General features: G+C 60.0%; 26 protein-coding genes. 14 read left to right on the top strand and 12 right to left on the bottom strand.

From position 1 onward, the window contains the following. The first annotated feature begins 17 nt into the window (after positions 1–17). Genes LH464_RS07970 through LH464_RS07955 form a run of 4 tightly spaced genes read left to right on the top strand, consistent with a single transcriptional unit; the run spans position 18 to position 3,349 of the window. Positions 18–881 carry a branched-chain amino acid ABC transporter permease gene (locus tag LH464_RS07970; RefSeq protein WP_226785847.1) on the top strand — a complete coding sequence of 288 codons (864 nt, stop codon included), beginning with the start codon at positions 18–20 and terminating at the stop codon, positions 879–881. Beyond that, positions 881–1,885, top strand: a complete 1,005-nt coding sequence (locus LH464_RS07965; protein ID WP_390624943.1) for a branched-chain amino acid ABC transporter permease — start codon at positions 881–883, stop codon at positions 1,883–1,885. The genes LH464_RS07970 and LH464_RS07965 overlap by 1 nt, the downstream gene beginning before the upstream one ends. Further along, positions 1,882–2,652 carry an ABC transporter ATP-binding protein gene (locus LH464_RS07960; RefSeq protein ID WP_226785845.1) on the top strand — a complete coding sequence of 257 codons (771 nt, stop codon included), beginning with the start codon at positions 1,882–1,884 and terminating at the stop codon, positions 2,650–2,652. Before LH464_RS07965 ends, LH464_RS07960 begins: the two co-directional genes overlap by 4 nt. After that, positions 2,633–3,349 (top strand): ABC transporter ATP-binding protein, encoded by a 717-nt coding sequence (locus LH464_RS07955; RefSeq protein ID WP_226785844.1) that lies wholly within the window; start codon positions 2,633–2,635, stop codon positions 3,347–3,349. The genes LH464_RS07960 and LH464_RS07955 overlap by 20 nt, the downstream gene beginning before the upstream one ends. 34 nt (positions 3,350–3,383) lie before the next feature. Here the strand turns inward: LH464_RS07955 and LH464_RS07950 are convergent, their stop codons facing one another. Further along, the gene (locus tag LH464_RS07950; RefSeq protein ID WP_390624942.1) at positions 3,384–4,070 is read right to left on the bottom strand and encodes a L,D-transpeptidase; all 687 of its coding nucleotides are present in this window, start codon (positions 4,068–4,070) and stop codon (positions 3,384–3,386) included. 236 nt (positions 4,071–4,306) lie between these two features. Beyond that, entirely contained in the window at positions 4,307–5,059 is a 753-nt protein-coding gene (locus tag LH464_RS07945; protein WP_226785843.1) for an IclR family transcriptional regulator, read from the bottom strand. A 151-nt stretch (positions 5,060–5,210) separates the two neighbouring features. Here LH464_RS07945 and LH464_RS07940 point away from each other — a divergent pair, with 151 nt between their 5' ends. Genes LH464_RS07940 through pcaF form a run of 3 tightly spaced genes read left to right on the top strand, consistent with a single transcriptional unit; the run spans position 5,211 to position 7,834 of the window. Further along, positions 5,211–5,918, top strand: coding sequence for a 3-oxoacid CoA-transferase subunit A (locus tag LH464_RS07940; protein ID WP_226785842.1), 708 nt, complete (start codon positions 5,211–5,213; stop codon positions 5,916–5,918). Then, the gene (locus LH464_RS07935; protein ID WP_226785841.1) at positions 5,915–6,619 is read left to right on the top strand and encodes a 3-oxoacid CoA-transferase subunit B; all 705 of its coding nucleotides are present in this window, start codon (positions 5,915–5,917) and stop codon (positions 6,617–6,619) included. The genes LH464_RS07940 and LH464_RS07935 overlap by 4 nt, the downstream gene beginning before the upstream one ends. A gap of 9 nt (positions 6,620–6,628) precedes the next feature. Beyond that, on the top strand, positions 6,629–7,834 hold the full coding sequence (gene pcaF, locus LH464_RS07930; protein ID WP_226785840.1) for a 3-oxoadipyl-CoA thiolase: 1,206 nt from the start codon (positions 6,629–6,631) through the stop codon (positions 7,832–7,834). A gap of 38 nt (positions 7,835–7,872) precedes the next feature. Here pcaF and LH464_RS07925 read toward each other — a convergent pair whose 3' ends face one another. The 8 genes from LH464_RS07925 to LH464_RS07890 all read right to left on the bottom strand — a co-directional run bounded on the left by LH464_RS07925 (position 7,873) and on the right by LH464_RS07890 (position 16,635). Further along, positions 7,873–9,387: a S10 family peptidase gene (locus LH464_RS07925; protein ID WP_226785839.1), complete on the bottom strand. Its 1,515-nt coding sequence runs from the start codon at positions 9,385–9,387 to the stop codon at positions 7,873–7,875. 65 nt (positions 9,388–9,452) lie between these two features. Beyond that, positions 9,453–10,838: an FGGY-family carbohydrate kinase gene (locus tag LH464_RS07920; RefSeq protein WP_226785838.1), complete on the bottom strand. Its 1,386-nt coding sequence runs from the start codon at positions 10,836–10,838 to the stop codon at positions 9,453–9,455. After that, on the bottom strand, positions 10,835–11,155 hold the full coding sequence (gene rhaM, locus LH464_RS07915) for an L-rhamnose mutarotase (protein ID WP_226785837.1): 321 nt from the start codon (positions 11,153–11,155) through the stop codon (positions 10,835–10,837). Before rhaM ends, LH464_RS07920 begins: the two co-directional genes overlap by 4 nt. Then, positions 11,152–12,165 carry an ABC transporter permease gene (locus LH464_RS07910; RefSeq protein WP_226785836.1) on the bottom strand — a complete coding sequence of 338 codons (1,014 nt, stop codon included), beginning with the start codon at positions 12,163–12,165 and terminating at the stop codon, positions 11,152–11,154. Before LH464_RS07910 ends, rhaM begins: the two co-directional genes overlap by 4 nt. Continuing rightward, the gene (locus tag LH464_RS07905) at positions 12,162–13,151 is read right to left on the bottom strand and encodes an ABC transporter permease (RefSeq protein ID WP_226785835.1); all 990 of its coding nucleotides are present in this window, start codon (positions 13,149–13,151) and stop codon (positions 12,162–12,164) included. The genes LH464_RS07910 and LH464_RS07905 overlap by 4 nt, the downstream gene beginning before the upstream one ends. 9 nt (positions 13,152–13,160) lie before the next feature. Then, positions 13,161–14,696 (bottom strand): sugar ABC transporter ATP-binding protein, encoded by a 1,536-nt coding sequence (locus LH464_RS07900; RefSeq protein ID WP_226785834.1) that lies wholly within the window; start codon positions 14,694–14,696, stop codon positions 13,161–13,163. A gap of 65 nt (positions 14,697–14,761) precedes the next feature. Beyond that, positions 14,762–15,766 (bottom strand): rhamnose ABC transporter substrate-binding protein, encoded by a 1,005-nt coding sequence (gene rhaS / locus LH464_RS07895; RefSeq protein WP_226785833.1) that lies wholly within the window; start codon positions 15,764–15,766, stop codon positions 14,762–14,764. A 56-nt stretch (positions 15,767–15,822) separates the two neighbouring features. Further along, positions 15,823–16,635: a DeoR/GlpR family DNA-binding transcription regulator gene (locus tag LH464_RS07890; RefSeq protein WP_226785832.1), complete on the bottom strand. Its 813-nt coding sequence runs from the start codon at positions 16,633–16,635 to the stop codon at positions 15,823–15,825. Positions 16,636–16,826: 191 nt separating this feature from the next. On the opposite strand from LH464_RS07890, the gene LH464_RS07885 reads away from it, so the two are divergent. The 4 genes from LH464_RS07885 (at position 16,827) to LH464_RS07870 (ending at position 21,343) form a co-directional block, all read left to right on the top strand. Further along, the gene (locus LH464_RS07885; RefSeq protein WP_226785831.1) at positions 16,827–18,923 is read left to right on the top strand and encodes a bifunctional rhamnulose-1-phosphate aldolase/short-chain dehydrogenase; all 2,097 of its coding nucleotides are present in this window, start codon (positions 16,827–16,829) and stop codon (positions 18,921–18,923) included. A gap of 23 nt (positions 18,924–18,946) precedes the next feature. Then, complete coding sequence (rhaI, locus tag LH464_RS07880; RefSeq protein ID WP_226785830.1) at positions 18,947–20,239, top strand: L-rhamnose catabolism isomerase; 1,293 nt, start codon at positions 18,947–18,949, stop codon at positions 20,237–20,239. A 123-nt stretch (positions 20,240–20,362) separates the two neighbouring features. Beyond that, complete coding sequence (locus LH464_RS07875; protein WP_226785829.1) at positions 20,363–20,785, top strand: hypothetical protein; 423 nt, start codon at positions 20,363–20,365, stop codon at positions 20,783–20,785. A 135-nt stretch (positions 20,786–20,920) separates the two neighbouring features. After that, a complete protein-coding gene (locus LH464_RS07870) occupies positions 20,921–21,343 on the top strand; it encodes a (R)-mandelonitrile lyase (protein WP_226785828.1) in 423 nt (140 codons plus the stop codon). Here the strand turns inward: LH464_RS07870 and LH464_RS07865 are convergent. Next, on the bottom strand, positions 21,340–21,519 hold the full coding sequence (locus LH464_RS07865; protein ID WP_226785827.1) for a DUF2735 domain-containing protein: 180 nt from the start codon (positions 21,517–21,519) through the stop codon (positions 21,340–21,342). The two genes, LH464_RS07870 and LH464_RS07865, sit on opposite strands and share 4 nt — an antisense overlap. A 385-nt stretch (positions 21,520–21,904) precedes the next feature. Here LH464_RS07865 and LH464_RS07860 point away from each other — a divergent pair, with 385 nt between their 5' ends. Further along, positions 21,905–22,945, top strand: a complete 1,041-nt coding sequence (locus LH464_RS07860) for a glutamine synthetase beta-grasp domain-containing protein (RefSeq protein ID WP_226785826.1) — start codon at positions 21,905–21,907, stop codon at positions 22,943–22,945. A gap of 179 nt (positions 22,946–23,124) precedes the next feature. Then, complete coding sequence (locus tag LH464_RS07855; RefSeq protein ID WP_226785825.1) at positions 23,125–23,892, top strand: SDR family oxidoreductase; 768 nt, start codon at positions 23,125–23,127, stop codon at positions 23,890–23,892. A gap of 39 nt (positions 23,893–23,931) precedes the next feature. Here LH464_RS07855 and LH464_RS07850 read toward each other — a convergent pair whose 3' ends face one another. Next, the gene (locus tag LH464_RS07850) at positions 23,932–24,885 is read right to left on the bottom strand and encodes a homocysteine S-methyltransferase family protein (RefSeq protein WP_226785824.1); all 954 of its coding nucleotides are present in this window, start codon (positions 24,883–24,885) and stop codon (positions 23,932–23,934) included. 272 nt (positions 24,886–25,157) lie between these two features. On the opposite strand from LH464_RS07850, the gene LH464_RS07845 reads away from it, so the two are divergent. Next, a complete protein-coding gene (locus tag LH464_RS07845) occupies positions 25,158–25,733 on the top strand; it encodes a TetR/AcrR family transcriptional regulator (RefSeq protein WP_226785944.1) in 576 nt (191 codons plus the stop codon). The last annotated feature ends 11 nt before the right edge of the window (positions 25,734–25,744 follow it).

The raw sequence follows: 25,744 nt of genomic DNA, 5'->3' as shown, positions 1-25,744 counted from the left end.
GGAAGAATGGGGCACCGATGCAGACTGTGTTCTCCATAGCCGTCGACGCACTGGCCTACGGGATGGTGCTGTTCGTCATCTCGATAGGCCTCTCAGTCACCATGGGCCTGATGCGCGTCGTCAATCTCGCGCACGGCGCCTTTGCAATGATCGGCGGATACATAGCTTCCTACGCGGCGCGCGACCTCGGTCTCGGATATGCTGTCGCGGTTCTTCTTGCCGTCGTCGGTACGGTGTTGATCGCGATACCGGTCGAGCGCTTCCTGTACCGGCGCATCTATGGTGCTCCGGAACTCACCCAGGTTCTGATGACGATCGGCATCACTTTCTGCATCATCGGTATCGCCAACTTCGCCTTCGGACCGACGTTGAAGACCATTCCATTGCCGGAGGCGCTGCGGGGGTCTGTTGATCTCGGCTTCCGGTCCATTGCGACCCACAGACTGTTCGCCATCGTCTGTGGTCTGGTGGTTGCCGCCGCTCTGTGGGTTCTCATCGAACGCACGGCCTTTGGCATCAAGCTGAGGGCTGCGGTCGATAATGCTGCAATGGCGGCCGCGCTTGGTGTGCGGACCGAGATCATCTATGCCGTCAGCTTCGCCGTAGCGATTGGGCTTGCCGCGTTTGGCGGCGTCGTGGGTGCAGAGCTGCTCCCCGTAGAGCCCTACTATGCGCTCCGCTACATGGTAACCTTCCTTGTGGTCGTCTCGGTCGGCGGCGCGGGTTCCATCCCGGGCGCATTGATGGCGTGTCTGCTACTTGGAGCAATCGATACGACTGGCCGGTATCTGGCTCCGGAATACGGCGAATTCTTCTTCTACCTCGCGGTAATCGTGATCGTGATCCTCTTTCCACGCGGTCTGGCGGGGCGGTTCAAATAATGGCGGTTACCATGCATGACCCGATGACTGCGGACAAAACGCGGCGCAGGACTATCACCGGCAGCTTGATCGGCATTGCCGCGATCATCATCGTCGGTGTGATCGGTTACTTCCTGTTTCCGAACAATCTCGCGCTTCTGACCCGAATTATCGCGATCGCCCTGCTGGTGTTGTCGATCGATCTCGTCACCGGCTATTGCGGTGTTGCAACGCTTGGGCATGCGGCGCTGTTCGGTGCCGGCGCCTATGCTGCCGGCATCGCCGCCGCGCATTACGGGATTACAGATCCTGTGCTGATGACGCTGATCGGTGCGCTCGCCGGTGCCCTTGCAGGTCTGGTTTCGGGTCTCATCATCCTGCGCGCCCATGGTTTGCCGCAGCTCGTCCTATCTATCGCGGTCATCCATCTCTTTCACGAGGCTGCCAACAAGGCCTCGTCCTGGACAGGCGGCAGCGATGGTTTGTCCGGCATTGCGCCGGATGCCTTGCTAGGCTTGTTCGAGTTCGATCTGTGGGGGCGGACTGCCTATGTCTACGGGCTCTTCCTGCTCGTTGTTGTCGTCATCCTCCTGCAGGTTCTGGTACGTTCGCCATTCGGCATGCTGGCGCGTGGCGTTCGTGAGGATCCGCTTCGGATCTCGGCCATGGGTGCCTCGGTCAAATCTGTGCTGATCCGGATGTACGTGATCTCCGGCGTCGTCGCGGGTATCGGCGGTGCATTGAACGCAATCTCGACGCAGGTTGTGGGCCTCGACAGTCTGTCGTTTACACTATCGGCGGAAGCGCTGGTCATGCTTGTTCTGGGTGGAACGGGCAGCCTTTACGGCGCCCTTGTCGGCACCGTCACCTTTCTGTGGTTCGAGGATGTCGTGTCCGCCGCCAATCCCTTCCATTGGCTTACAATGGTCGGCGCGTTGCTGATCGCCGTCGTGCTTTTTGCACCGAAGGGGCTCTATGGCACGGCGGCGCATCTGCTCGGCCGTATAGGAGGAGAGCGCCGATGAACGACGGTCCGCTGTTCGAGGTCAAGAACCTCCAGAAAAATTTCGGAGGGCTGTCCGTCACCGACAATGTGTCGCTGTCGCTGGTGCCGGGTGACCGACTGGCACTGATTGGACCGAACGGAGCCGGCAAGACGACGTTCGTCAATCTCGTTACCGGTAACCTCGCTCCGAATTCCGGCAGTGTTCACCTGGCCGGGCAGGATGTCACGCGATCGAGCGCCATGCAGCGGGTTCGGCTCGGTCTGGTGCGGTCTTTTCAGGTGACGCGTCTCTTTTATGACATGACGCCGGAAGAGCATGTAGCCCTCGCCGTCTTGCAGCGAGAGGGGCGTTCCGGGCGAATGATCGGCCAATTTCGATCAATGCCGACGGTCATGGACGAGGCCCGCGAAATCCTCCACCTGCTTGGGCTTCTGGAGCTGTCGCAGTTCAAGGTGCGTGAAATCGCCTATGGGCAGCAGCGGCTTCTGGAGATCGCATTGGCGATGGCGCTCCGCCCCAAGGTCCTGCTGCTCGACGAGCCCGCAGCCGGTGTGCCGCAAAGCGAGACGGCGCGCATCGAGCATGCGCTCGACAAGCTACCTGCAGATCTCGCGGTGATGATGATCGAGCACGATATGGATCTGGTCTTCCGCTTTGCCAAACGCGTCATCGTGCTGGCTGCGGGAACGGTGATCTTCGACGGCTCGCCGCAGGACGTCACTCAAGATGCCCGCGTGCGGGAAGCCTACCTGGGGAGCTATGCCAATGCCAGCAGCGCCGCTTGAGATCAACGGTTTGTCGGCAGGTTATGGGCCGACAAGGGTGATCGAGGACGTGTCGTTTTCCGTGCCTGCCGGTGCCCGTCTGGCTGTGCTTGGCCGCAACGGCATGGGCAAGACCAGCCTCTTTGCCACGCTGGCCGGTCAAACGCGGCGCTATGGCGGGGAGATCCGTCTCGGTGATCGTGAGATTTCACGCGAGCCGAGTGCAGCGCGGGCGCGGCTTGGTCTTGGCTACGTTCCACAGACCCGTGACGTGTTTCCAACGCTGACAGTCGAGGAGAACCTCTTCGTCGGCCTGAAGGGCCGCCCGAGGAGTGATGTCGAGGAAGCCTACGACATGTTTCCCCGACTAAAGGAGCGGTGGCGCAATCTCGGCAGCCAGCTTTCTGGCGGTGAGCAGCAAATGCTCTCGACGGCACGAAGCATTCTCGGGCAGCCGAGCGTGCTTCTTCTTGATGAACCGCTTGAAGGCCTGGCGCCTGTCATCTGCGAGGAGCTGATGGCGGCTTTTTCGCGGCTGGCCCAGTCCGGCGACATGACGATCCTTCTGGTCGAGCAGCGCATTCAAAGCGCCCTCGATTTTGCGGACAATGTCTTGATCATGGAACGTGGCCGCATCGCGTGGTCCGGCACGCCCGCAGAACTTGCTGCGGACCATGAAACGGTCGATCGGCTGCTTGGTGTCGGTGGGCTGCACTAATCCCGAAAGGAACGGCATAAGCCGCTTCTTCTCATCAGACGGCCAGTTGAGAGGGTTGAACGACCGGAGAATTGTCCTGCAGGACAACGACGCGGCTTCCATTGGGGACCCGTCGGTAAAGATCGATGATATCCTGGTTGAGCAGGCGAATGCAGCCACTGGAGACCGCCTTGCCGATAGTCCAGTCTTCCGTCGTGCCGTGGATGCGGTAGAGCGTATCCCTGCCATCCTTGAACAGATAAAGGGCGCGTGGTCCAAGAGGATTGAGAACGCCCGGTTCCATGCCTGAAGCCAATGGACCATAGCGTTCCGGTTCACGGGCAATCATATCCTGCGTGGGCGTCCAGCGCGGCCATTCCCGCTTGTACTGAACGACCGCGTTGCCGGCGAACTCCAAGCCTGCCTTGCCGACGCCGATGCCGTAGCGTAGTGCCCGTCCGTTCTCACCCACGAGATAGATATAGCGAGCCTTCGTATCGACCACGATCGTGCCCGTCGGCTCGACTGTGGGGTAGGCGACCTCGCGACGATAGAACGCGGGATCAACACGCTTGAGATCTGCTGCCCCGACCGGGTAAGGCTCACCCTCCACTGCCGAATACATGGCGAGATACTCGCTCGAGATCACCGGTTTCACCGCAGTGGTTCGGGGAGTTGAGGTGGCACACCCCGTCATTAGCAAAGGAGTTGCGATCAGGAGGCTTCGGCGGGTGAATTTCATCAAGGCAGAGTTCCAGAATGCTGGTAGGCGCGGCAAGCGTAAGCCAACCGCTCGCAGGAGTGAGTCGAGCCGTGAGGTTTTCAAGACGAGGATTGTTACTGCTGATAGCCGGAGGTATGGCGCCAAAGCAACTCACGGCCGCTCACCAAACTGTGATTACACTGCCATCGCCGGTCTGCGAAGTCTCGTCTCCGTTATCAGGCGGGGGCGAACGGCCTCACTCCCATTGCCATTTGTCACCGTAGTAGTCGAAGGTCCTGCGCTATCGTCTGCAAGGCGGGCAAAAACCGCTTGGCCAGCTCGCCTGCCGGAATTTGCGCGGCCGATGCGCCCACATTGAGCGCTGCAACGATGCGGCCACGCTCGCCGATGAGCGGAACCGCGATCGAGCAGAGACCGAGCTCCAGTTCCTGGTCTATGACAGCATAGCCTTGGGCCCGAACCCGTGCCAGCTCGCCCAAAAGCTCGTCAGGGTCCGTGCGGGTAAAGGGCGTGAAGGCCCTGATCGCGGTTCGCTCCAAAATCTGGCGCGCCTCCTCCTCGGGGAGAGCCGCAAGCAGTATGCGCCCCATCGAGGCGCAATAGGCCGGCAAGCGGCTTCCCGGCATCAGGTTTATCGACATCACCCGTCGGTGCGAAGCGCGGGCGATGTAGACGACCTCCGTCCCGTCCAGAACGCTTGCCGAGGCACTCTGGCCGACCTCTTCGGACAGACGGTCCAGGAAGGGTTGCACGATTTTGGGGAGAGGGGTGGCAGAGAGATAGGCATGGCCGAGCCGCAGGATTTTGGGCGTCAGGGCGAAGAATTTTCCATCATATTCCGCATATCCGAGTTCCGATAGCGTCAGCAGGCAGCGTCTGGCAGTCGCCCGGTCCAGCCCAGTGGTTCTTGCGACGTCAGCGATCGCAAGCCGTGGCGTTGCTTCGCCGAAGGCTTCGATGACCCTCAAGCCTTTGGCGAAGCCGCCGATGAAGTCCGTATCGCGCATCAAAATCTCCTCATGCGATAATGTGCGATATATGAACAAATGTCAAATATCGCACATCTGCATTGCCGAATGGATGACGCACGATCTATGACTACTGCCTGAGAGACGACGGAAGGCTGTTTGCCGCGTCTGGTGAAGGGAGAAATTCCGTATGGACAAGACAATAGCGAGCACGGCAGCCGCCGTCTCCGAGATTGGAGATGGCGCTACAGTCATGATCGGCGGCTTCGGTGGTTCGGGGGCTCCGATCGAGCTCATCCATGCCTTGATCGACAAAGGGCCGAAGAACCTCACCGTGATCAACAATAATGCCGGCAATGGACGGATCGGGATCGCAGCGATGATCGACGCCGGCATGGTCAGGAAAATGATCTGCTCGTTTCCACGTTCATCGGATCCGCGAGCCTTCACCGACAGATATCTGGCCGGGGAAATCGAACTGGAACTGGTGCCGCAAGGGACGTTGGCTGAGCGCATTCGTGCTGGTGGCGCCGGCATCCCCGCCTTCTATACGCCAACCGCCTACGGCACAGAACTGGCCGAAGGAAAACCTGTTGCCGAGTTCGAGGGCAGGCATTTCGTTCAGGAACGATGGCTGAAAGCGGATTTCGCCATCGTCAAGGCGCAGGCTGGCGACACTCACGGCAACCTCACCTATACCAAGGCGGGTCGGAACTTTAATCCGCTGATGTGCATGGCGGCGGCAAAGACCATCGCCCAGGTCTCGATGATCGTCCCAGCCGGCGAGATCAACCCCGAGCATGTCGTGACGCCGGGGATCTTCGTCGACCGGGTCGTCGAGGTGGCGAACCCGAGCCAGGAAGAAGAGCTTATTAGAGCTGGAGTGGCTTACGTATGACCATCGACACCCGCCCCATCAATACGCGCGAAGACATCAAGCTTTCCAATGCACAGATTGCCTGGCGCGCGGCACAGGACATAACTGACGGCGCCTATGTGAACCTCGGTATAGGTTTTCCGGAAATGGTTGCCCGCTATCAACCTGCGGGACGTCAGGCGATCTTCCACACTGAAAACGGCATCCTGAACTTCGGCAAGGCTCCGCCGGAAGGCGAGGAGGACTGGGACCTGATCAACGCCGGTAAGAAAGCGGTGACGTTGAACCCCGGCGCATCGTTCTTCCACCACGCAGACAGTTTTGCGATGGTTCGTGGCGGTCATCTCGACGTGGCTATCCTCGGTGCCTACCAGGTTGCGCAGAGCGGTGACCTCGCGAATTGGCGGGTGGGCGCCAAGGGCGTGCCGGCTGTCGGAGGTGCCATGGATCTGGTGCATGGTGCCAAACAGGTCTGCGTTATCACTGAGCACGTAACGAAGAACGGTGAACCGAAATTAGTTGAAGCTTGTAGTTTTCCGCTGACCGGTGTTGGATGCATCACGCGTGTCTATACCAGCCATGCGGTGGTCGACATTGTCGAAGGGCATTTCGTACTGCGCGAAAAGCTTGCCGATATGTCGCTGGAGGAATTGCAGGCAATGACTGGTGCTCGCCTGCATGTCGATGGCCCGGTTGGCGATCTCGTCGTTCCGGAACTGTGAGAGAGATCGATGACTGAAGCCTATATCTGCGACTATATCCGCACTCCTATCGGCCGTTTCGGGGGTGCACTCTCCTCCGTCCGGGCCGACGATCTCGGCGCCGTTCCCCTGAAGGCGCTCATGGAGCGGAATGCCGCTATCGATTGGGAGGCGGTGGACGATGTGATCTTCGGCTGCGCCAATCAGGCCGGCGAAGACAATCGCAACGTAGCACGGATGTCGCTCCTGCTGGCCGGGTTGCCTGCATCGGTCACCGGCACCACCATCAACAGGCTCTGCGGATCCGGCATGGATGCGGTCATCGCAGCTGCCCGCGCCATCAAGGCGGGTGAAGCGGAACTGATGATCGCGGGCGGTGTCGAGAGCATGAGCCGTGCGCCCTTCGTCATGCCCAAGGCCGAAACGGCCTTCTCGCGCAATGCCGAGATCTACGACACGACGATTGGCTGGCGCTTCATCAACCCGCTGATGAAGAAGCAATATGGCGTCGATTCCATGCCGGAAACCGGCGAGAATGTTGCCGAGGATTACAAGGTTTCCCGTCAGGATCAGGATGCCTTTGCGCTGCGCTCACAAAACAAGGCGTCAGCCGCGCAGGCAAATGGGCGGCTGGCGCAGGAGATCGTTCCGGTGACGATTCCCCAGCGCAAAGGTGATGCAATCATCGTTGCTCATGATGAACATCCTCGCGCAACGACGATCGAAGCACTTGCCAAGCTCGGCACACCCTTCAAGAAGGAGGGGGGTACCGTCACGGCGGGCAATGCCTCCGGCGTCAACGACGGCGCAGCGGCCCTGATCATCGCTTCGGAGGCGGCCGTGAAAAAATACGGATTGACGCCCATGGCCCGTGTTCTGGGTGGGGCCGCCGCGGGCGTTCCTCCCCGCGTCATGGGCATCGGTCCGGCGCCGGCGACACAGAAGCTCTGCGCGCGCCTCGGGCTGTCGCCCAAGGACTTCGATATTATCGAACTCAATGAGGCGTTCGCGTCGCAAGGGATTGCCGTTTTGCGCGAGCTGGGGATCGCGGAGGACGCGGAGCACGTCAATCCCAATGGTGGCGCGATTGCCCTCGGTCATCCGCTCGGCATGTCCGGTGCACGTATCACCGGCACGGCCGCACTGGAGCTTTCCGTTCGACAGGCGAAGCGGGCCTTGGCGACCATGTGCATCGGTGTCGGTCAGGGCATCGCAGTGGCGCTTGAACGGGTCTGAAAGATCCGTTCATCGCCAGGGCGCGCGCTGCCGATCGATCACTCGGTGACGGCGTCCTCGTAGAACGCGGCAGCGTCTTCAGCGAATGCCCTGCGTGATGCAGGGTCGCTGTAGAACATGTGACCACCGCGGTAGAGCTTTAGCGCTGTCCGGTCTTCGGCCAGCGCCGGAGGCAGGTGATCGAGCACATACCGGCTCATTCCATAGGGTGTGATCGGGTCGCTGTATCCGTGTACGACCATCAGGCGAAACGTAGGGATCACCGAAAGCAGGTCCCGGATGTCGGTGGAGGCGCTGGCGCTTTGACGCGAGCCGCCATGGCCGCTGTTCCATTCCCATCGGCGGTTCACGTCCTCGTTCAGCAAGGTGTAGGTCATCTCGCTGGCATAGCCGAGGTCACTTGCGGCATAGGCTGCGAATGCTCCGCCATAGGCCCGGGTGTATCCGTCCAGGATGGCATCGTCGTTGCGGGAATAAGCGGACTCGGGATAGGGGTCCGGCCGGCTGTAGGACGCATCGTACTGACTGACGACATGCTCGCCCCGAACGGACTGTTTGGCATAGACGTCTCCCACGAAGCCGCGCGTCTTCGTGACAACATCGACGGGAATTCCCGTCAGGCTTGCGACACGGCTGTAGAACGCTTCGCCCTCTTCGCGGGAGGGTGCAGGGCCGGCAAGCCTCACCAGATATTCGTTCATGGCGAATTGTTCCGCATCGGAAATCGACTGCGGCGTGAATGCGGCCCGGCGTTCAAGCTCTGCCGCCGCAAGTGTTGGCAGCCGTAGTGCAGCACTCAGCGGATCGTCATCAGCGCCGAACAGGAACCTTCCTTCGATTAGGGGCGACAGCATGATGATGCCGGATGCCAGAATGCCCTGATTGTCCTTGAGCGCAGTCGCGACCTTGGCGGCGCGAAACCCGCCGTAGCTTTCTCCCAGCAGGTACTTCGGAGAGGCGATCCTGTCGTTCTTCTGGACGTAGAGCGCGATGGCCTTGGCGAGGCTGTCGGCATCCTGATCGATCCCGTAGAATTTGCCGGCGATATCGTTGTTCGCAGCTCGGCTCCAGCCGGTTCCTACCGGATCGATCAGCACGAGATCCGTGAAACGGAGCCAGCTGTCAGGATTATCCTTCAGTGTCGGTGTCGTCCCGTCGTCACCCGTAGGCCCGAACTCCAGAACTTTCGGACCGACCAGCCCCAAATGGAGAAATGCCGAGGCCGCTCCTGGCCCGCCGTTGAAGGCGAAGGTGATCGGCCGTCCGGGCTTGCGATCCTTGCCGACATAGGCGGTGTAGAAGATCTTCGCGGTCGGATCACCGTCCTGACCGAAGAGATTTAGCGTGCCCGCTGTCGCGGTGTAGCCAATCTCGCCGGAGGCTGTGCCCAGCACATGGTCCGTAATGGAATCGGCAGGCAGGAGACTGAAGATTCCGGCGCTCTGCCCGCGTTCGGGCGCAGCAGCCTCTTCCTTCTGCTGTTGGGCGGCAACCGGGGCTGCAAACAGCACGGCTACGACGGCGAGGTAAATCTGGAGGCGGGCGAAGGTCATTCGGACTCCTGAAGCGGGGATCATGTGACAATGTAGGGCGATCCCGGCTGCTTGCGCACTTCAAATCAAATTGAGGAGCCTTTTGCTCGATGCAACCAGTCATCGCGATAGCTTTCGATGTCCCGCCCGTCTGGCAGGGGCATCGCGGCGTGTTCGCTGCGCGCGGTATTGACGCCCGCGAGAAGGGCGGCGCCCTGCGTCGTTCCTGTCGTGCTGGCCACTGCAAAAATATCCCGCCCGACAATTGACCGCAGGAGCGACAAGTAGGCCGGGTTGGCTGCGAAGGGTCCTTCGACAAGAACAGGCCCGCGGGCGCCAATCAGCTCCAGACACGTGCCCGACATCAGGGAAAGATAGAGGCAGGCGGCGGCCCATCGCTCGTGAGCGGAGGCGGCTGCGCTATTGACCCACTGGTGCCGGTGCCCGGGGAAAGGTCCCGTTCCATCTGCCAAATTCGGCAGTAGCATCATCTTCCTTGTGATGACGTCCGGTATGGCTGCAAGTGCCGCCTGCGGATCGAAGGGGCCTAGTTCCGCGGTCAGCATTTCGAACTCACGGCCACCCATGAAGCGGCTCGATGGGACCGCGCGGCCGAAGGCATCGACATTGGCAAGGCAATCGCGGGCGGGATCCAACTTTTCGAAATTGCCGCCGACTGCGAAACATATGACCCAAGTGCCGGTTGAAACGACCGAGAAGGGAGGTTCATGCCCAACGAGATGGGGCAAAAGCGATGCGTTGGAATCATGAATGCCGCAGAAGACCGGAACGGGCTTGGGAAGGCCAAGGATGGTGGTGACCTCTGCCTTAGTCTCGCCAAGGGTATCGAAGGCAGAGCGGACGGGAGGCATCAACTCGTTGATGCCCAGCTTTCCGATGAGAGAGGAGTAGCATCCTTCTCGCGGTCTCCAGAGATCCGTATGGCAGCCAAGCGAGGTTACCTCGTTGGCGATCACCCCGCAGAGACGGAAAGCCCAGTACTGCGGGTAGGTGACGATGGCGCGAGTGCGGGCGAAATCGTCCGGGTAGACGGTCTTCTGGTAGTAGAGTTGGGCGCCCAGGTTCAATCCGCCTGCCAGAGAGGGCGAGAATGTTTCCGCGAAAGGCGGGCGGAGGTCAGCATAGGCTCGCTCGATCTCCTCGGTGTAGCGATGTTCATAATCAAGCACGGGGAGCGCGAGAGATCCTTGTGCATCAACGAGCGCGGCGGAGGCTCCATGCGCAGTGATCGATATGGCGTCATAGCCGGGCTGCTCGGCAAATGTCGCCAGCGCCTCGCAGATAAATGTCCAGAGGCTGTCTATGTCATAGTGCGGATAGGGAGGTCCTCGGAGCACTTCGTTCGACCGGCGCTTTCCCGCCACCTCCTCGCCGTTGTCGCAGTCGACGATTACAACTTTGGCATTCGTCTTGCCGATGTCGAGAACAGCGATCCGTCTGGGTTTTCTCATGGCAGGTGGAAGACCGTCTCGAGATCTTTGGAGACAGGCGAATTGTCCGGGTTCGTCTCCATGATGTCGGCCATATGCGCCCACCAGCGCTTCATCACCGGGTGGTCGGGCAGTTCCGCCATGCCATGATCAGTTGGCCGGGTCAGCACACCGAAGAGAGTGTTCGTTTCGCGGTCGAGATGGATCGAGTAGTCGGTGACGCCCGCGTCACGCAGCAGAGCCTGAAGCTCCGGCCAGATCTCGTCATGCCGCTTTCGGTACTCGGCCTCCATGCCGGCATTGAGTCTCATCTTGAAGGCGTGTTTTTCCAGTGTCATGAGCGGCTCGCCTCGCGGATGCGACGGGCGAGGATGGGCAGCGCGATCGTCACGATGAGAAGAAGGCCGACGAAGATCGACATCACGATGCCCGGCACGTTCAGGAGTCCGAGACCGAAGGTTACAAGACCCATGACGAATGCGGCGATAACTACGCCGGCGATTGTTCCTGCGCCGCCGAGGATGGAAACGCCACCGAGCACGACCATGGTGACGATTTCCAGCTCCCAGCCTTGGGCGATAGAGGGGCGCGTGGAGCCGAGCCGCGAGGTGAGGCAGACGGCAGCGATGCCGCTCATCAGGCCTGTCAGCAGGAAAAGGATGAATTTCACTCGTTCTACTGGGATGCCGGAGAAGCGGGCGGCGAACTCGTTGTTACCGATAACGAAAACCCGTCGGCCAAAATTCGTGGCGTGCAGAAGTATGGCGAACAAGGCCGCAAACAGGAGAAACAGCCCAAACTCGAACGAGAAAACCCAGAAGAGATAGCCCTGGCCGAAATAGGCAAAGCTGTCGGGATAGCCGCCATAGGCTTTGTCGCCGAGCACGATATAGGAAATGCCGCGGAAGAGGCTCATCGTGCCGATTGTAACGACGATGGATGGCAGGCGCAGAGCCGAAACCAGAAGGCCGTTGAATGCGCCACAGGCAAGCCCGGTGCCGGTTCCGATCGCTACCAGGCCCGGCGTATCCACGCCGGCAGCCGCGGCAGCTCCCATGGCCGTGGACGCGAGCGCGATGATCGCAGCCACGGAGAGATCGATTTCACCGGCGATGATCAGCATCGCCATGGCGAAGGCGATCATCGCCTTTTCCGTGAAGTTGAACGTGGCGTCCGAGAGGTTCCACGCGTTCAGGAAGTAGGGCGAAGCGAAGGAATTGGCGATGAATATCGCCACCGCCACGCCCAGCAGCAGAACTTCCCAGCTGGTGAGCACTCGCGATAGCGAAGTCCCCAGTTGATCAGGAATCGCACGGCGCTGTGTGGTGGTATGGGAGACATCGGTCATGCTTTTACCTCCGAGGCTCCACGATTGCGCAGGATGATGCGGCCCTTCTTGCGTTCTGCACGTGCGTTGAAGACAACGGCCAACACGATAACGACACCGGAGATCGCCATCTGCGCGAACGGGGAGATGCCGATCACCGGCAATGCGTTCTTGATGACGCCGAGGAACAGGGCGCCGAGCACGGCGCCAGCCACGGAGCCTATGCCGCCGGCAATGGAAATGCCGCCGATCACACAGGCCGCTACGCTGTCCAGTTCAAACCCGTTGGCGATATCGACGTAGGCCACTGCGTAACGGGATACCCAGAGATAGCCGCACAGGCCGGCCATGGCGCCTGATAGTACGAAGGCAAAGAAGCGTGCACGGCCGATATCAATCCCGGCGTAGACAGCAGCGGTCGGATTGCCCCCGGACGCGTAGGCCGAGCGCCCGAACGGCGTGCGTGACAGCACGAACCACATCATAAGTACGACGCTGATGGCTACCCAGGAAAGCACCGGCAGACCGAGGAGTAGCGTGCGCGGCACGTTCAGGAAGGTCGGCGTCATCTGGTGGGCGTTCACCCAGCCGCCGCCGGAGAGGACGAAGGCCATGCCGCGGTAGATGGTGAGGGTGCCGAGCGTCACGACGATGGGCGGGATCTGCAGTATCCAGACGAGAAAGCCGTTGATGCTGCCGAGGAAGGCGCCGATACTGACCGCCATCAGTATCAGCACCGCGAGCGGTAGATCGGGATAAGCCGCATTGGTCATCGCCACTGCCATGCCAGTGAAGGCCAGATTGGCCGCCACCGACAGATCGATCGACTTCGTCAGGATCACTGTCATCTGTGCAAGGGCCAGAATGATGAGGATCGAAGTATCGTTGAAGATGTTGACGAGATTGTTCGGCGCGGCGAAGCCGGCGGCACGCGTCGAGAACCCCGCGATCATCAGGATGATGATGCCGGTGAGTAGAAGTTCGCGATTCTTCAGGAGCTGCTTCATACGATATCCTCAAGCGTTCCCGGTGGCGGCGCGAACCAGCACTTCGGCGGTTGCTTCTGAGCGATCGAAAATGCCCGCCTGCAACCCCTCGCGCATCACCATCACTCGGTCGGACATGCCGAGTATCTCCGGCAGTTCGGACGAGACCATGATGATGGACAGGCCCTGGGAGGCTAGTTCGCTGATGAACCCGTGCACGGCGGCCTTGGAGCCGATGTCGATGCCCTTGGTCGGCTCATCGAGAATGATGACCTTCGGCCTGGTGGCCAGCCACTTGCCGATGACGACCTTCTGCTGATTGCCGCCGGACAGGGTGCCGACAGGAACCGAAAATGCCGCTGCGCGCAGATCCAGCCGCTCGGCATATTTTCTTGCCAGTGCAAGTTCATTGGCAGCCTTGAGGAAGCCGGCTCGCGATGTCTTGCCAAGCGATGGCAGCGACATGTTCTGGAAGATCGGCATGGGTAATGCCAGACCATGACGCCCCCGCTCTTCCGGTACGTACACGACCCCTGCCGCGATCGCGTCCCCCGAGGAACGGAAACTCAGCGGCTGGCCTTCCAGAGATATGCGTCCCGTGGACGGCCTCGTGATGCCGAACAATGATTGGCAGAGTTCGGAGCGACCCGCCCCGATCAGGCCGTAAACTCCGAGGATTTCGCCGCGGCGAAGCTCGAAGGAAATATCGTGGAATTCCGTGGGGTGGCTGTAGCCGTCGACGGAGAACACAACCGGGCCGATTTCGACTTTTGTCTTTGGAAACACGTCCTCGATGTCGCGGCCAACCATCAGCCGCACGATTTCTGCCTGCGGCGTTTCTTTCAAGCGGCCTTCCCCGACAGCCCGTCCGTCCCGGAAGACAACGAAGTTCTCTGCGATCTCGTAAAGCTCGTCGAACTTGTGGCTGATGAAAAGGATAGCCTTACCCTGACGCTTCAGTCCCTCGACGATCCGAAACAGATCGTCGATCTCCTTGCGGGAAAGTGCCGCCGTCGGTTCGTCCATGATGACGATGCGCGCCTCGACCGAAAGTGCGCGGGCGATCGCCACAAGGTGGCGCTGGGCGATCGACAGATCCTTCAGGCGGATCGTCGGGTCGATCTGGCTTTCCAGCTGTTCCAGCAGTTCGCGAGACCGCGCATGGATCGTCCGCCAGTCTATCGTTCCGAAGCGGGTCCGCGGCGCATGTCCAAGAAAAATGTTCTCGCCGACCGTCAGTTCGTCGAACAGCACCGTTTCCTGATGGATGGCGGTAACGCCGGCGTCGATGGCAGATTGAGCGCTTGAGAAGCTGATGGCCTCGCCGTCGATCAGGATTTCGCCGTCGTTCGGCTGGTAGATGCCGGTGAGGATCTTGACCAGGGTGGACTTGCCGGCGCCGTTTTCTCCGATCAATGCCGTGACCTGGCCCGGGAACAATGCAACGGATACCTGATCGAGCGCCTTCACGCCGGGAAAGATCTGCGAAATGCCGCGCATTTCGAGGATCGGCTTTACGTCCGGCACGACATCAACGTCGATCTTGGAAGCCTGCATAGCCATCATCAATCACCAAACGGAGAATCTCGCCCGGCGACCTGAGCCGCCGGGCATTCGAGCGATGTCGATGATCAGAAGATCTTCGAGAATTCGTCGATGTTGGATTCGTTGTAGACGAAGGGGTCGGCCATGGCGGCTTCGCCGTTGTCGCCGATCTTGATCTTGCCCATGCGGCCCGCTTCGACTTCCGAGCCCGGAGCGCCGTCGCTTTCGCCCTTTGCAAGGCGATAGGCGATCTGGGCGGCGGAATAGCCGAGATCGACCGGGTTCCAGATGGCGAATTCCTTCGTCGCACCGGATTTGATTGCGCCAGCCATTTCGGACGGCAGGCCGAGACCGGTTACGTAGACTTCACCGATCTTTCCAGCGTCCTTGACGGCCTGGGATGCGGCAAGCACGCCAACAGTAGTCGGCGCGACGATGACCTTCACATTCGGCTGCGACGTCAGAAGGCCCTGCGCCTCGCGGTAGGACTTGTCGGCAAGGTCGTCGCCATAGACGGTGGTGACGAGGTTAAGCCCGGGGAAGTCCTTGAGCTGCTTCTTCATTTCTTCGATCCAGATGTTCTGGTTCGTCGAGGTCGTCGTTGCCGACAGGATGGCAAAATCGCCCTTTCCACCTTCGAGATGGTTGGCGGCAAGCTGCAGGCACATCTTGCCGATCAGCTCATTGGACGACGGGTTGAGGTGCATGATGCGACCTTCTGGGGCTACGCCAGAATCCCAGGAGATGACCTTGATGCCGCGCTGCATCGCCTTCTTCAACGCCGGGACGACCGCATCCGGATCGTTTGCCGAGACTGCGATGGCGTCCACGCCCTGGGCGATCAGCGAATTGATCACCTCGATCTGGCCCTCGGCCGTCGTGGTCGTCGGGCCAGTATAGATGATCTCGACGCCGCCCAGTTCCTTTGCTGCTTCCTGCGCACCCCTGTTGGCCGCTTCGAAGAAGCCGTTGCCGAGTGACTTTACGACGAGTGCGATCTTCATGTCGGCGGCTGACGCCATGCCCGCCATGGACACGGAAGCGGCCAGCGCCAGTGTTGCTGCACCGAACTGTCTTCTCGAAAATTTCATGTTCTCATCCTCCCAAATAAGACTGTTAAACTCCCCCTCTTCGGTCGGTCGTCTCCTCACGCGACCGAAGGGGTATCCTGCTTCTCGACCGACATAGCCGGCCTGACCGTGACCAGCCTGATCCCGGCGGCTTCCACCATGGCGGCAGCGTCGTCCGGCACCCCGTCATCGGTGATTATTGTCGAAACATTGTCCAGCGGACATAGAATCATGCTGGAGCGCCTGCTGAATTTGCTGGAGTCCACCATCACCACCAGTTCCTCGGCCTGGCGCATGAGCCGCTGTTCGCTCTGGATCACCAGGGCGTCGGGCTCCATGACCCCAAGCGCCGAAATGCCCTGTGCGCCAATGAACATGCGCCGTGCATAGAAATTTCGGATCGCGTCGTTCTCGAAGGGCGACAGGATCAAGCTCTGGTCGCGATAGATGGCACCGCCGGGAACCGTCACGGTGCATTTGGAGTGCTTCACCAGATGCTCGGCGATCGCGAAAGAATTGGTCATAACCTGCAGGCGGCGCGCGGACATGTAGTGCACCATCTGGAATGTCGTGGTGCCGCCGTTGATGATGATGGAATCGCCTTCCTCGCAGAGTTCGAGTGCTGCACGCGCGATTGCGCGTTTCTTGTCGATGTTGACCGATTCCGAAACGCGAAACGGGCGTGCAGCCAGATTGGCGAGTTGCGGGGGATGCACTGCCTCCGCTCCGCCACGCACGCGCCGCAGCTTGCCCTGCACATGAAGCGCCGCAATGTCCCGGCGGATCGTGGCTTCAGAAGCCTCGGTCAGCTCGGCAATATCCTGCACGGTCACCACAGGTTTCTCCTGGATGGCGCTCAAGATGATGCGATGGCGTTCACGTTCGTGCATGGGTCCTCCTGAGGCTATCTAGGCGTAATGCGCAAACCGTGTCAATCATGAACAGTCAAATTCGATAATGCTGCACCGCAATACGATCATTTATGATTGTTTTTGATTGACAACGACCAAAACGATGCGGAATAACGACGGCGAAGACGCGGGATGCCGCCATCCGCGCTACGATCATGGGAGGATCATCGATGTCGGGCACACCTCGCCTTCTCGAAAGCCGTTGGGATCAAGCGTACGCCGCCAAGCTCGATGAGCCCGGCAAGCTGCTTTATCGCTCCAATCTGTTGGGTGCCGACAAGCGCATCACCAACTATGGCGGCGGCAATACGTCCGCCAAGGTCATGGAAACGGATCCGCTCACGGGAGAGCTCGTGAAGGTACTTTGGGTGAAGGGCTCGGGCGGCGATGTCGGCACCATCAAGCTCGACGGTTTTGCGACCCTTTATCAAGAGAAGCTGGAGGCACTGAAGGGCATCTACAAGGGTGTCCAGGATGAGGATCGCATGGTCGGCTTCCTGCCGCATTGCACGTTCAACCTCAACCCACGCGCCGCCTCGATCGACACACCACTGCATGGTTTAGTGCCCTTCACGCATGTGGATCACATGCATCCGGATGCGATCATCGCAATTGCCGCAGCGAAGAACTCCAGGGAATTGACTCAGCAGATCTTCGGCGACGAAATCGGCTGGCTGCCGTGGCGCCGCCCCGGCTTCCAGCTCGGCCTCGATCTCGAAGCTTTCGTCAAGGCGAACCCGGATGCCAAGGGCGTCGTGCTGGAGAGCCATGGTCTTTTCACCTGGGCGAACGATGCCAGGGATTGCTATCTCCTGACGCTCGAGATCATCAACAAGGCGATCGAGTGGTTCGCCAGGATGACGGACGGCAAAGCAATCTTCGGAGGCGCGGTTTTCCAAAGTCTAGACGCCGAGGAGCGTCGCGCTATCGCTGCCAGGTTGATGCCTGAAATCCGCGGATGCATCGGCAAGATGGAACGCAAGCTTGGTCATTTCGATGATCAGGGTGCCGTGCTCGAATTCGTCAATTCTACGGATCTGAAACCGCTCGGCGCGCTCGGTACAAGCTGCCCGGATCACTTCCTGCGTACCAAGATCCGCCCGCTGATCCTCGATTTCAATCCGGCAAAGCCGGATGTCGATGCCGTGATTGCGGGCCTCGACAAAGCTCTCGAAGAGTACCGCGCTGATTACAGCCGCTATTACGAGACCTGCAAGCACGACAATTCGCCGAAGATGCGCGACCCCAATCCGGTGATCTTCCTGGTGCCGGGGGTCGGCATGCTCTCCTTTGCCAAGGACAAGGCGACGGCCCGCATTGCCGGAGAATTTTACGTCAACGCCATCAATGTCATGCGCGGCGCTTCCACGGTTTCCGAATATCAGGGTCTGCCTGAGCAGGAGGCCTTCGATATCGAATACTGGCTCCTGGAAGAAGCGAAACTTCAGCGCATGCCGAAGCCGAAGAGCCTTGCCGGACGGGTCGCCTTCGTTACCGGCGGTGCCGGCGGCATCGGCCGGGCGACGGCGGAGCGTCTGATGGCTGAAGGTGCGTGCGTGGTGCTCGCCGATATCGATGCTGCGACGCTTGAGGAAACCAAGGCGGGCTTTGAAAAATCCTTCGGAAATGATGCCGTTCGTGCCGTCACGCTAGACGTTACGAAGGAAAGTGCCGTTGTCGAGGCTTTCGCGGCCGCCTGCGTCGAATTAGGTGGGATCGATCTCCTCGTTTCCAACGCCGGCATAGCCTCTTCCGCCCCGGTGGAAGACACGACGCTTGCCATGTGGAACAAGAATATCGACATTCTCGCCACCGGCTATTTCCTCGTATCCCGTGAAGCGTTCCGCCTGTTCCGTCGCCAGAAGCTAGGCGGCAACGTCGTCTTCGTTGCATCGAAGAACGGGCTTGCCTCCTCTCCCAATGCGTCGGCCTACTGCACTGCCAAGGCCGCCGAGATCCATCTTGCACGCTGCCTGGCGCTCGAAGGCGCCGAAGCAGGCATTCGCGTCAACACGGTCAATCCCGATGCGGTGCTTCGCGGCTCGAAGATCTGGAGCGGCGAGTGGCGTGAACAGCGTGCGTCCTCCTCCAAAATTGAGGTGGATGAACTCGAAGAGCATTACCGCAAGCGATCGATGTTAAAGCTCAATGTCTTTCCGGAAGACATTGCGGAGGCGATCTACTTCCTCGCCTCCGATGCGTCGGCCAAGTCGACGGGCAACATCATCAATGTCGACGCCGGCAACGCCCAGAGCTTTACGCGCTGAAACCGGTCGAGGGAGGAGGAACAATGGCTGAGTTGAAGATTGCGGCAGATATGATCGCCGCCGATAATGACAAGCGCGCATCGGCGCTGACATCCGACTATGCGGCGCTAGGTGAGGTCCTGTCGCGTCGTGGTATTGATATCGACGCGATCACCGCCAAGGTGGCGGATTTCTTTGTTGCCGTTCCCTCCTGGGGTGTCGGTACGGGCGGCACGCGCTTCGCCCGTTTCCCCGGTCAGGGTGAGCCGCGCAATATCTTCGATAAATTGGACGACTGCGCGGTCATCCAGCAGTTGGCGAGGGCAACCCCCACCGTGTCGCTGCACATTCCCTGGGATAAGGCGGACCCCAAGGAACTGAATGCGAAAGCGGCGTCTTTGGGGTTGGGCTTCGACGCCATAAACTCCAATACATTCTCCGATCGGCCGGATCAGATGCACTCCTACAAATATGGCTCCCTCAGCCATGTGGATGCGGCTACGCGCCAACAAGCCATCGAACACAATCTCGGGTGTATCGAGATTGGCAATGCGATCGGCTCCAAGGCGCTGACGGTTTGGATTGGCGACGGCTCCAACTTTCCCGGCCAGAGCAGCTTCACGCGCCAGTTTGAGCGCTATCTCGGCGCGATGGCCGACATCTACAAGGCGCTGCCGGACGACTGGCGGCTGTTTTCCGAACACAAGATGTATGAGCCGGCCTTCTATTCGACGGTGGTGCAGGACTGGGGCACGAACTACCTGATCGCCAACACGCTAGGCCCAAAGGCCTTCTGCCTCGTGGATCTCGGCCATCACGCGCCGAACACCAATATCGAGATGATCGTCGCCCGCCTCATCCAGTTCGGCAAGCTCGGCGGTTTTCACTTCAACGATTCGAAATACGGTGACGACGATCTCGATGCCGGCGCGATTGAACCCTACCGCCTCTTCCTCGTGTTCAACGAGCTGGTGGATGCGGAGCACCGCGGCGTTAAAGGCTTCCACCCGGCCCATATGATCGACCAGAGCCACAACATCACGGACCCGATCGAAAGCCTGATCTCGAGCGCCAATGAGATTCGGCGCGCCTATACGCAGGCGCTGTTGGTCGATCGCAAGGCGCTTGAAGGTCATCAGGATGGCAATGACGCGCTGATGGCGACGGAAACGCTGAAGCGCGCCTATCGCACCGATGTGGAGCCGATCCTGGCCGAAGCGCGCCGACGTACCGGTGGTGCCATCGATCCGATCGCGGCTTTCAGGGCCAGTGGCTATCGCGCCAAGGTTGCGGCCGAGCGGCCGGCGGTGAAAGGCGGCTCCGGCGGGATCGTATAGTCCCTGGCTTACGGCGGATCAGGTGCAGGTGGTTGCGGCTCCGGAAGCCGGCTGTTAGTAGCGTCTGGCTTCACTTGCCGTCGGCTCTCAGGCCGCCGGGTGATGCCGGACGTGAAGGGCGAGATGTCGAAAAAAAGCAAGGATGACGCGACCCGGCGAACGGCTCCGCCCTTGCTCGACGAGGTGCAGACCCCGAAGGTAAAGCGCGACCCACTCAAGAAGCTGAACAAGGCGTGGCAGAAAGCCTCAATAGCTGAACGCGCCGAGTTTCTCGCCGGTCTTGGGATCAAGCGGCAGGACGCGGACGCGACGAACCAGTCCGATGATCGGCTGATCGCCAACGGACGGTACCTGCTTCCAGCTACGGTGGTGCGGATTGAGCAAATCATGGTTCGGCGCAATATCCGGCCCGACACGGTGATGACCGAACTTGGCTTCGATGGCGAGGGGCCGGTTCTCACCCGTGCGCTGGCCAAGGGAGCCAGCCTTCGCCTGGCCGTCATCGCCAGCCTGCGGGATTGGCTGGCGGTGGACGCCTCTCGATAGCGATCAGCAAGCGAGCCAAAGCTTGTACGTCGTTCGCGTTGGCACATTTTGTGTGTGTTCTGGTGGGCGGGCATTACTGGTTATCCGCGCTTCCCGCTCTATTCTACGGCGAAGAATTTCAGGAGGGACTTTCCCATGGATATCAAGCGAAACGGTTCACGACCCTCATCTACGCCTTCACCAGACTATTTCACCGGCGCCGTGCGGCTGGATCCGATCCTTGAGCCGCCGGCACCGGCGCGCGTCCGGATTGCTGCAGTGACATTTGATCCTGGCGCACGAACGGCATGGCATACGCATCCGCTAGGGCAGACGCTGATTGTGACCGAAGGGGCTGGGCTGGCTCAGAGTTGGGGCGGGCCTGTCCTCGAAATTCGAACGGGCGATGTGGTGTGGTTCGCTCCCGGAGAGAAGCATTGGCATGGCGCCAGACCGGAAAGCGGCATGACGCATATTGCCATCCAGGAAGCCGAAGAGGGTCGAGCCGCTGATTGGCTGGAGCACGTCTCGGATGAGCAGTACCTCACGCCGCGGGAATTGGATCAAAGAAACAGCTAGTCCTGGGGGCGCTTCTCGGCGTCGCGGACGGCTTCTTCATGGTACCAGCAGGAATCGTAGGCAAGATCTGAAAAGCGGGCCGAATCCGTGGGCGAAGTTTGCGGCATACCGGACCGCACCGTCTTTACGGGGAACTGATAGATCTTGGCTGATACACGCTCGGTACTCGGAGTCATGACTGTCTTCCTTGTAGCGTATTCGGAATAGAGAATTAGCACAGTTTTTGCGCAGTTGCATCCATATTGATCACAGGATGCCGACTCTTCGGTCATCGGTCCTTGATTGATCTCAACGAAACGTCAGTCGCCTCACGGGGTTCCACATCGGGCTCGCCAGTCTGTACGTGACTCATTGGCAGATTCAGCCGGATCCCTCGAGAGTCCGTGTTGCGGGACCTGCGCACTTGCTGAAATGCCGCATTTTTTCGCGCGTCGCCGCTTTGCACGTCAATCTGGCACGGAAGATGCATTCACTTGTCTATCCACCGGCGACGGGTGCATGAGGCGCCTTAGAGCCGGGCGGTGTGAACCATCGCGACGACATCATCGAAGAGAGAGTCCCATGACGAAATACAAGCTCGAGTACATTTGGCTTGACGGCTATACCCCGGTTCCGAATCTGCGCGGCAAGACGCAGGTCAAGGAGTTCGACGCGTTCCCGACACTGGACCAGCTCCCGCTCTGGGGTTTTGACGGCTCCTCGACGATGCAGGCTGAAGGCCGCAGCTCCGATTGCGTGCTGAAGCCGGTCGCCATCTACCCTGATCCGGCTCGCACCAATGGTGCGCTCGTCATGTGCGAAGTCATGATGCCCGATGGTGTCACGCCGCACGCTTCCAACAGCCGTGCAACCATCCTCGACGACGAAGATGCATGGTTCGGCTTCGAGCAGGAGTACTTCTTCTACGAGAACGGCCGCCCGCTCGGCTTCCCGGAAACGGGCTATCCCGCTCCGCAGGGTCCGTACTACACTGGCGTTGGCTACAAGAATGTCGGTTCGATCGCTCGCGAGATCGTCGAGGAACACCTCGACCTCTGCCTGGCTGCCGGTATCAACCATGAAGGCATCAATGCCGAAGTGGCCAAGGGCCAGTGGGAATTCCAGATCTTCGGCAAGGGCTCCAAGAGGGCTGCCGACCAGATCTGGATCGCGCGCTACCTGCTCGTGCGCCTCTGCGAAAAGTACGGCATCGACATCGAGTTCCACTGCAAGCCGCTCGGCGACACGGATTGGAACGGCTCGGGCATGCATTGCAACTTCTCGACCAAGTTCATGCGCGAAATTGGCGGAAAGGCCTACTTCGAAGCACTCATGGAACAGTTCAAGAAGAACATCGACGATCACATCGCTGTTTACGGCCCGGACAACCATATGCGCTTGACCGGCAAGCACGAAACGGCTCCGTGGAACGAATTCTCCTACGGCGTTGCAGACCGTGGCGCGTCGATCCGCGTTCCGCACTCCTTCGTCAACAACGGCTACAAGGGCTATCTCGAAGACCGTCGCCCGAACTCGCAGGGTTGCCCTTATCAGATCGCTTCGCAGGTCCTGACGACGATTTCGGAAGTGCCGACCGCAGGCTTCGTTTCGGCCGCTGCCTGATCGAAAATACGTGAACAGAAATGGGCGGCGCCGACATCCGGCGCCGCCCATTTTGCTTGGCGACCTGGGTGGATCGCGGGCGAACCGTTGCAAGCTCTAAAACGCTCCCGAAGGGCTGGACAGCGGCCAAGTCCGGCACGTATGCCTGATCCCAGCATTAGCATCTTCAGGAGAATGATTTGTCCAATCCGCTATTCAGTCTGAAAGGCCGCTCGGCGCTCGTTACCGGCTCCTCGCGTGGCCTGGGCCTCGCCATCGCAACCGGCCTTGCCGAGGCCGGTGCCTCACTCATTCTTAATGGCGTCAATTCAGACCGGCTGCAAGAGAGCGTCGCCGCGCTTCAGGCCAAAGGCTTTTCCGTGACGGGTGCCGCTTTCGACGTTACGGATGAAGCAGCTGTTGTCGCGGCTTTCGAGTCCTTCGATTCTGACGGCGTGGAGATCGACATCCTCGTCAACAACGCAGGAATCCAGTATCGCAAGCCGATCGTCGAACTGGACAGCGCCAACTGGCATCGCGTCATCGATACCAACCTTACCAGCGCCTTTCTCGTATCGCGCGAGGCCGCCAAGCGGATGCTTCCTCGCAAGCGCGGCAAGGTTATCAATATAGGCTCCCTGATGAGTGGTCTCGGGCGCGCGACGGTTGCGCCGTATACGGCCGCAAAGGGGGGTATCAAGACGCTGACGCAGGCTATGGCGGCGGAGTGGGCCGAACACGGGATCCAGGCGAATGCCATCGGTCCCGGCTACATGTTGACGGACATGAATCAGGCTTTGATCGACAATCCGGAGTTTGACAGCTGGGTGAAGGGTCGCACGCCTTCGCGCCGTTGGGGCAAGCCGGAAGAACTGGTTGGGGCTGCCGTCTTCCTCTCGTCTGACGCGTCCGCCTATGTGAACGGCCAGATCATCTATGTCGACGGCGGTATGAGCGCCGTTATCTAAAGGACGATCTTCCGGGGACGTAAATTCCCCGGAAGGGTCTTACTCCGCTGCAGCCAAAGGAAGGCAAGCAGCGCAGATTGCCAGAAGATGCCGGTGGTCGGTTCCGCAGCAGCCTCCGATCACCCGCATCGATGGATAGGTACCGCGGAGCCCGTCGTACCGCCGGGCAAGATCGATCGGGTCACCAATATCCAGTTCGCTCGACTCGTCCAATTCCGCATGGCTTTTGGTCGATGCATTGGCGCGGATTCCGCCGATGCGGCTCACCCATTTCTCGCCGCGCGATAATGCGCCGTCAAAATGTGAGGGGTGTGCGCAGTTGATCATGTAGTAGATCGGGCTTGCTCCTGTCGCCGCATCCGTTCCTTCTATCGCGTCTTGCAGCGATGCTCCACTTGCAAGCCTGCCGTCGGTTTCGACGGTGAACGATATCACGCATGGAACACTTGCTGCCTTGGCCGCGCGGGCAATGCCGATGGCCTCTTCGACATTGTTCATCGTGAAGGCAGTGACCATGTCGGCTTCCGTTTGGGCGAAGGCACCGATCTGAAATGCATGGTAATCCTCCGCCTCGTCGGCGTTCATGTGTCCGGCCTTGTAGCCATCCCCCCTTGGCCCGATCGCGCCATTCAGGATGATGGATTGGCCGGGCTGCTCCCATACCGAGCGCAACTCAGCGAGATAGGCAATCGAGCGCTTGTTCAGATCGAGAAGCGCCGCGAGATCGTAGCCAAGTTTTGGCCCCCAATCGGCACTGGCCCTCCAGGTCGGCGTATCGAGGATGAAGCCCAGCCCTCTTTCGCGCGCGATCGCCAGATAGGTCTCATAGTACTCCGTCAGTTCCTTCCGGCCGCGCTCGTCATCAAGCAGCGGAAAGGATGCAAAGAAGGGCAGGTCAAGGCCGCGGTGAAAGACCAGCGTAGTCTCAAGTCCACCGTCGGTAAGGAAGGTCTGATCGGTTAAATGCAGTAGGCGTGCCGTGTGTTTGGTCATGGGTTCCTCCTGTGATAATATCGCCAGATGCTGGCGGCATTGCGTGCTGATCGACAGCACACTTTTCCCAGAAGATCGGGCATATGATCTAGCGAGCTTGTGGTAGAGCTTTCGCCGCTCGCGGAAAAGTAAAGCATTTTCCGGAGGTTGGCGTGCAGGCGACGACGGAAGTGTCAAGCGATGATCAGGCAGGGCAGTTCGCAACTGTACCCGAGGTCCAGTTGCCGGCTGCGCGAAAACGCCCGAAAGGTGCAGCGACGCGCGAGCGGATCATGGAGATTGCCCAGGCATCCGTGCTTGAGAAAGGTTTTGCGGCGACCTCGATCGAGGAGGTGATCGCTGAAGCCGGGATCACGAAAAGTGGCTTCTTCTATCATTTCAGGGACAAGAATGAACTGGCGCGGGAGATGTTGCGCCGCTACGTCGCCGAGAACGACGAAATCTTCGATGACATCTTTGGGCGCGCCAAAGAGCTCACCGACGATCCGCTGCAGGCCTTTCTGCTGGGCCTGAAGCTTCTGGCCGAGCTGACACGCGATCTGCCGGGCGGCCATCCGGGCTGCCTCATCGCTTCCATCTGCTATCAGGAACGACTTTTCGATTCCGAGGTTCACGCACTGAACACCAACTCGGTGCGGCGGTGGAACGAACGCTTCCTGGGCCACCTGACCGAGATCGCGGCCATGTATCCCCCGCGCGAGCCGGTCCATCTGTACGACGTCGCGGCCATGCTATCCTGCACGTTTGACGGCGCCATCATCATGGCCAAGGCATTGAAGGACCCCAGCCAGCTGGAGCGGCAGATCCTGGCCTATCGGACCTATGTAAAGATCCTGTTCAGCCGTTGATCTGCCGCACC

Source organism: Pseudorhizobium xiangyangii, from assembly GCF_020531965.1.
GTDB lineage: Bacteria > Pseudomonadota > Alphaproteobacteria > Rhizobiales > Rhizobiaceae > Neorhizobium > Neorhizobium xiangyangii.
The sequence above is the reverse complement of the archived record's forward strand: the minus strand, read 5'-3'. Positions and strand labels throughout refer to the sequence as shown.

Bases quoted from the DNA above. Each gene is read 5' to 3' on its own strand.
- LH464_RS07965 (WP_390624943.1), top strand. From the start codon at position 881: ATGGCGGTTACCATGCATGACCCGATGACTGCGGACAAAACGCGGCGC.
- LH464_RS07945 (WP_226785843.1), bottom strand. From the start codon at position 5,059: ATGCGCGATACGGACTTCATCGGCGGCTTCGCCAAAGGCTTGAGGGTC.
- pcaF (WP_226785840.1), top strand. From the start codon at position 6,629: ATGACTGAAGCCTATATCTGCGACTATATCCGCACTCCTATCGGCCGT.
- LH464_RS07900 (WP_226785834.1), bottom strand. From the start codon at position 14,696: ATGATGGCTATGCAGGCTTCCAAGATCGACGTTGATGTCGTGCCGGAC.
- LH464_RS07845 (WP_226785944.1), top strand. From the start codon at position 25,158: ATGGAGATTGCCCAGGCATCCGTGCTTGAGAAAGGTTTTGCGGCGACC.
- LH464_RS07890 (WP_226785832.1), bottom strand. From the start codon at position 16,635: ATGCACGAACGTGAACGCCATCGCATCATCTTGAGCGCCATCCAGGAG.
- LH464_RS07960 (WP_226785845.1), top strand. From the start codon at position 1,882: ATGAACGACGGTCCGCTGTTCGAGGTCAAGAACCTCCAGAAAAATTTC.
- rhaI (WP_226785830.1), top strand. From the start codon at position 18,947: ATGGCTGAGTTGAAGATTGCGGCAGATATGATCGCCGCCGATAATGAC.
- LH464_RS07955 (WP_226785844.1), top strand. From the start codon at position 2,633: ATGCCAGCAGCGCCGCTTGAGATCAACGGTTTGTCGGCAGGTTATGGG.
- rhaS (WP_226785833.1), bottom strand. From the start codon at position 15,766: ATGAAATTTTCGAGAAGACAGTTCGGTGCAGCAACACTGGCGCTGGCC.
- LH464_RS07875 (WP_226785829.1), top strand. From the start codon at position 20,363: ATGTCGAAAAAAAGCAAGGATGACGCGACCCGGCGAACGGCTCCGCCC.
- LH464_RS07860 (WP_226785826.1), top strand. From the start codon at position 21,905: ATGACGAAATACAAGCTCGAGTACATTTGGCTTGACGGCTATACCCCG.
- LH464_RS07925 (WP_226785839.1), bottom strand. From the start codon at position 9,387: ATGACCTTCGCCCGCCTCCAGATTTACCTCGCCGTCGTAGCCGTGCTG.
- LH464_RS07940 (WP_226785842.1), top strand. From the start codon at position 5,211: ATGGACAAGACAATAGCGAGCACGGCAGCCGCCGTCTCCGAGATTGGA.
- rhaM (WP_226785837.1), bottom strand. From the start codon at position 11,155: ATGACACTGGAAAAACACGCCTTCAAGATGAGACTCAATGCCGGCATG.
- LH464_RS07950 (WP_390624942.1), bottom strand. From the start codon at position 4,070: ATGAAATTCACCCGCCGAAGCCTCCTGATCGCAACTCCTTTGCTAATG.
- LH464_RS07920 (WP_226785838.1), bottom strand. From the start codon at position 10,838: ATGAGAAAACCCAGACGGATCGCTGTTCTCGACATCGGCAAGACGAAT.
- LH464_RS07905 (WP_226785835.1), bottom strand. From the start codon at position 13,151: ATGAAGCAGCTCCTGAAGAATCGCGAACTTCTACTCACCGGCATCATC.
- LH464_RS07885 (WP_226785831.1), top strand. From the start codon at position 16,827: ATGTCGGGCACACCTCGCCTTCTCGAAAGCCGTTGGGATCAAGCGTAC.
- LH464_RS07910 (WP_226785836.1), bottom strand. From the start codon at position 12,165: ATGACCGATGTCTCCCATACCACCACACAGCGCCGTGCGATTCCTGAT.
- LH464_RS07970 (WP_226785847.1), top strand. From the start codon at position 18: ATGCAGACTGTGTTCTCCATAGCCGTCGACGCACTGGCCTACGGGATG.
- LH464_RS07865 (WP_226785827.1), bottom strand. From the start codon at position 21,519: ATGACTCCGAGTACCGAGCGTGTATCAGCCAAGATCTATCAGTTCCCC.
- LH464_RS07850 (WP_226785824.1), bottom strand. From the start codon at position 24,885: ATGACCAAACACACGGCACGCCTACTGCATTTAACCGATCAGACCTTC.
- LH464_RS07935 (WP_226785841.1), top strand. From the start codon at position 5,915: ATGACCATCGACACCCGCCCCATCAATACGCGCGAAGACATCAAGCTT.
- LH464_RS07870 (WP_226785828.1), top strand. From the start codon at position 20,921: ATGGATATCAAGCGAAACGGTTCACGACCCTCATCTACGCCTTCACCA.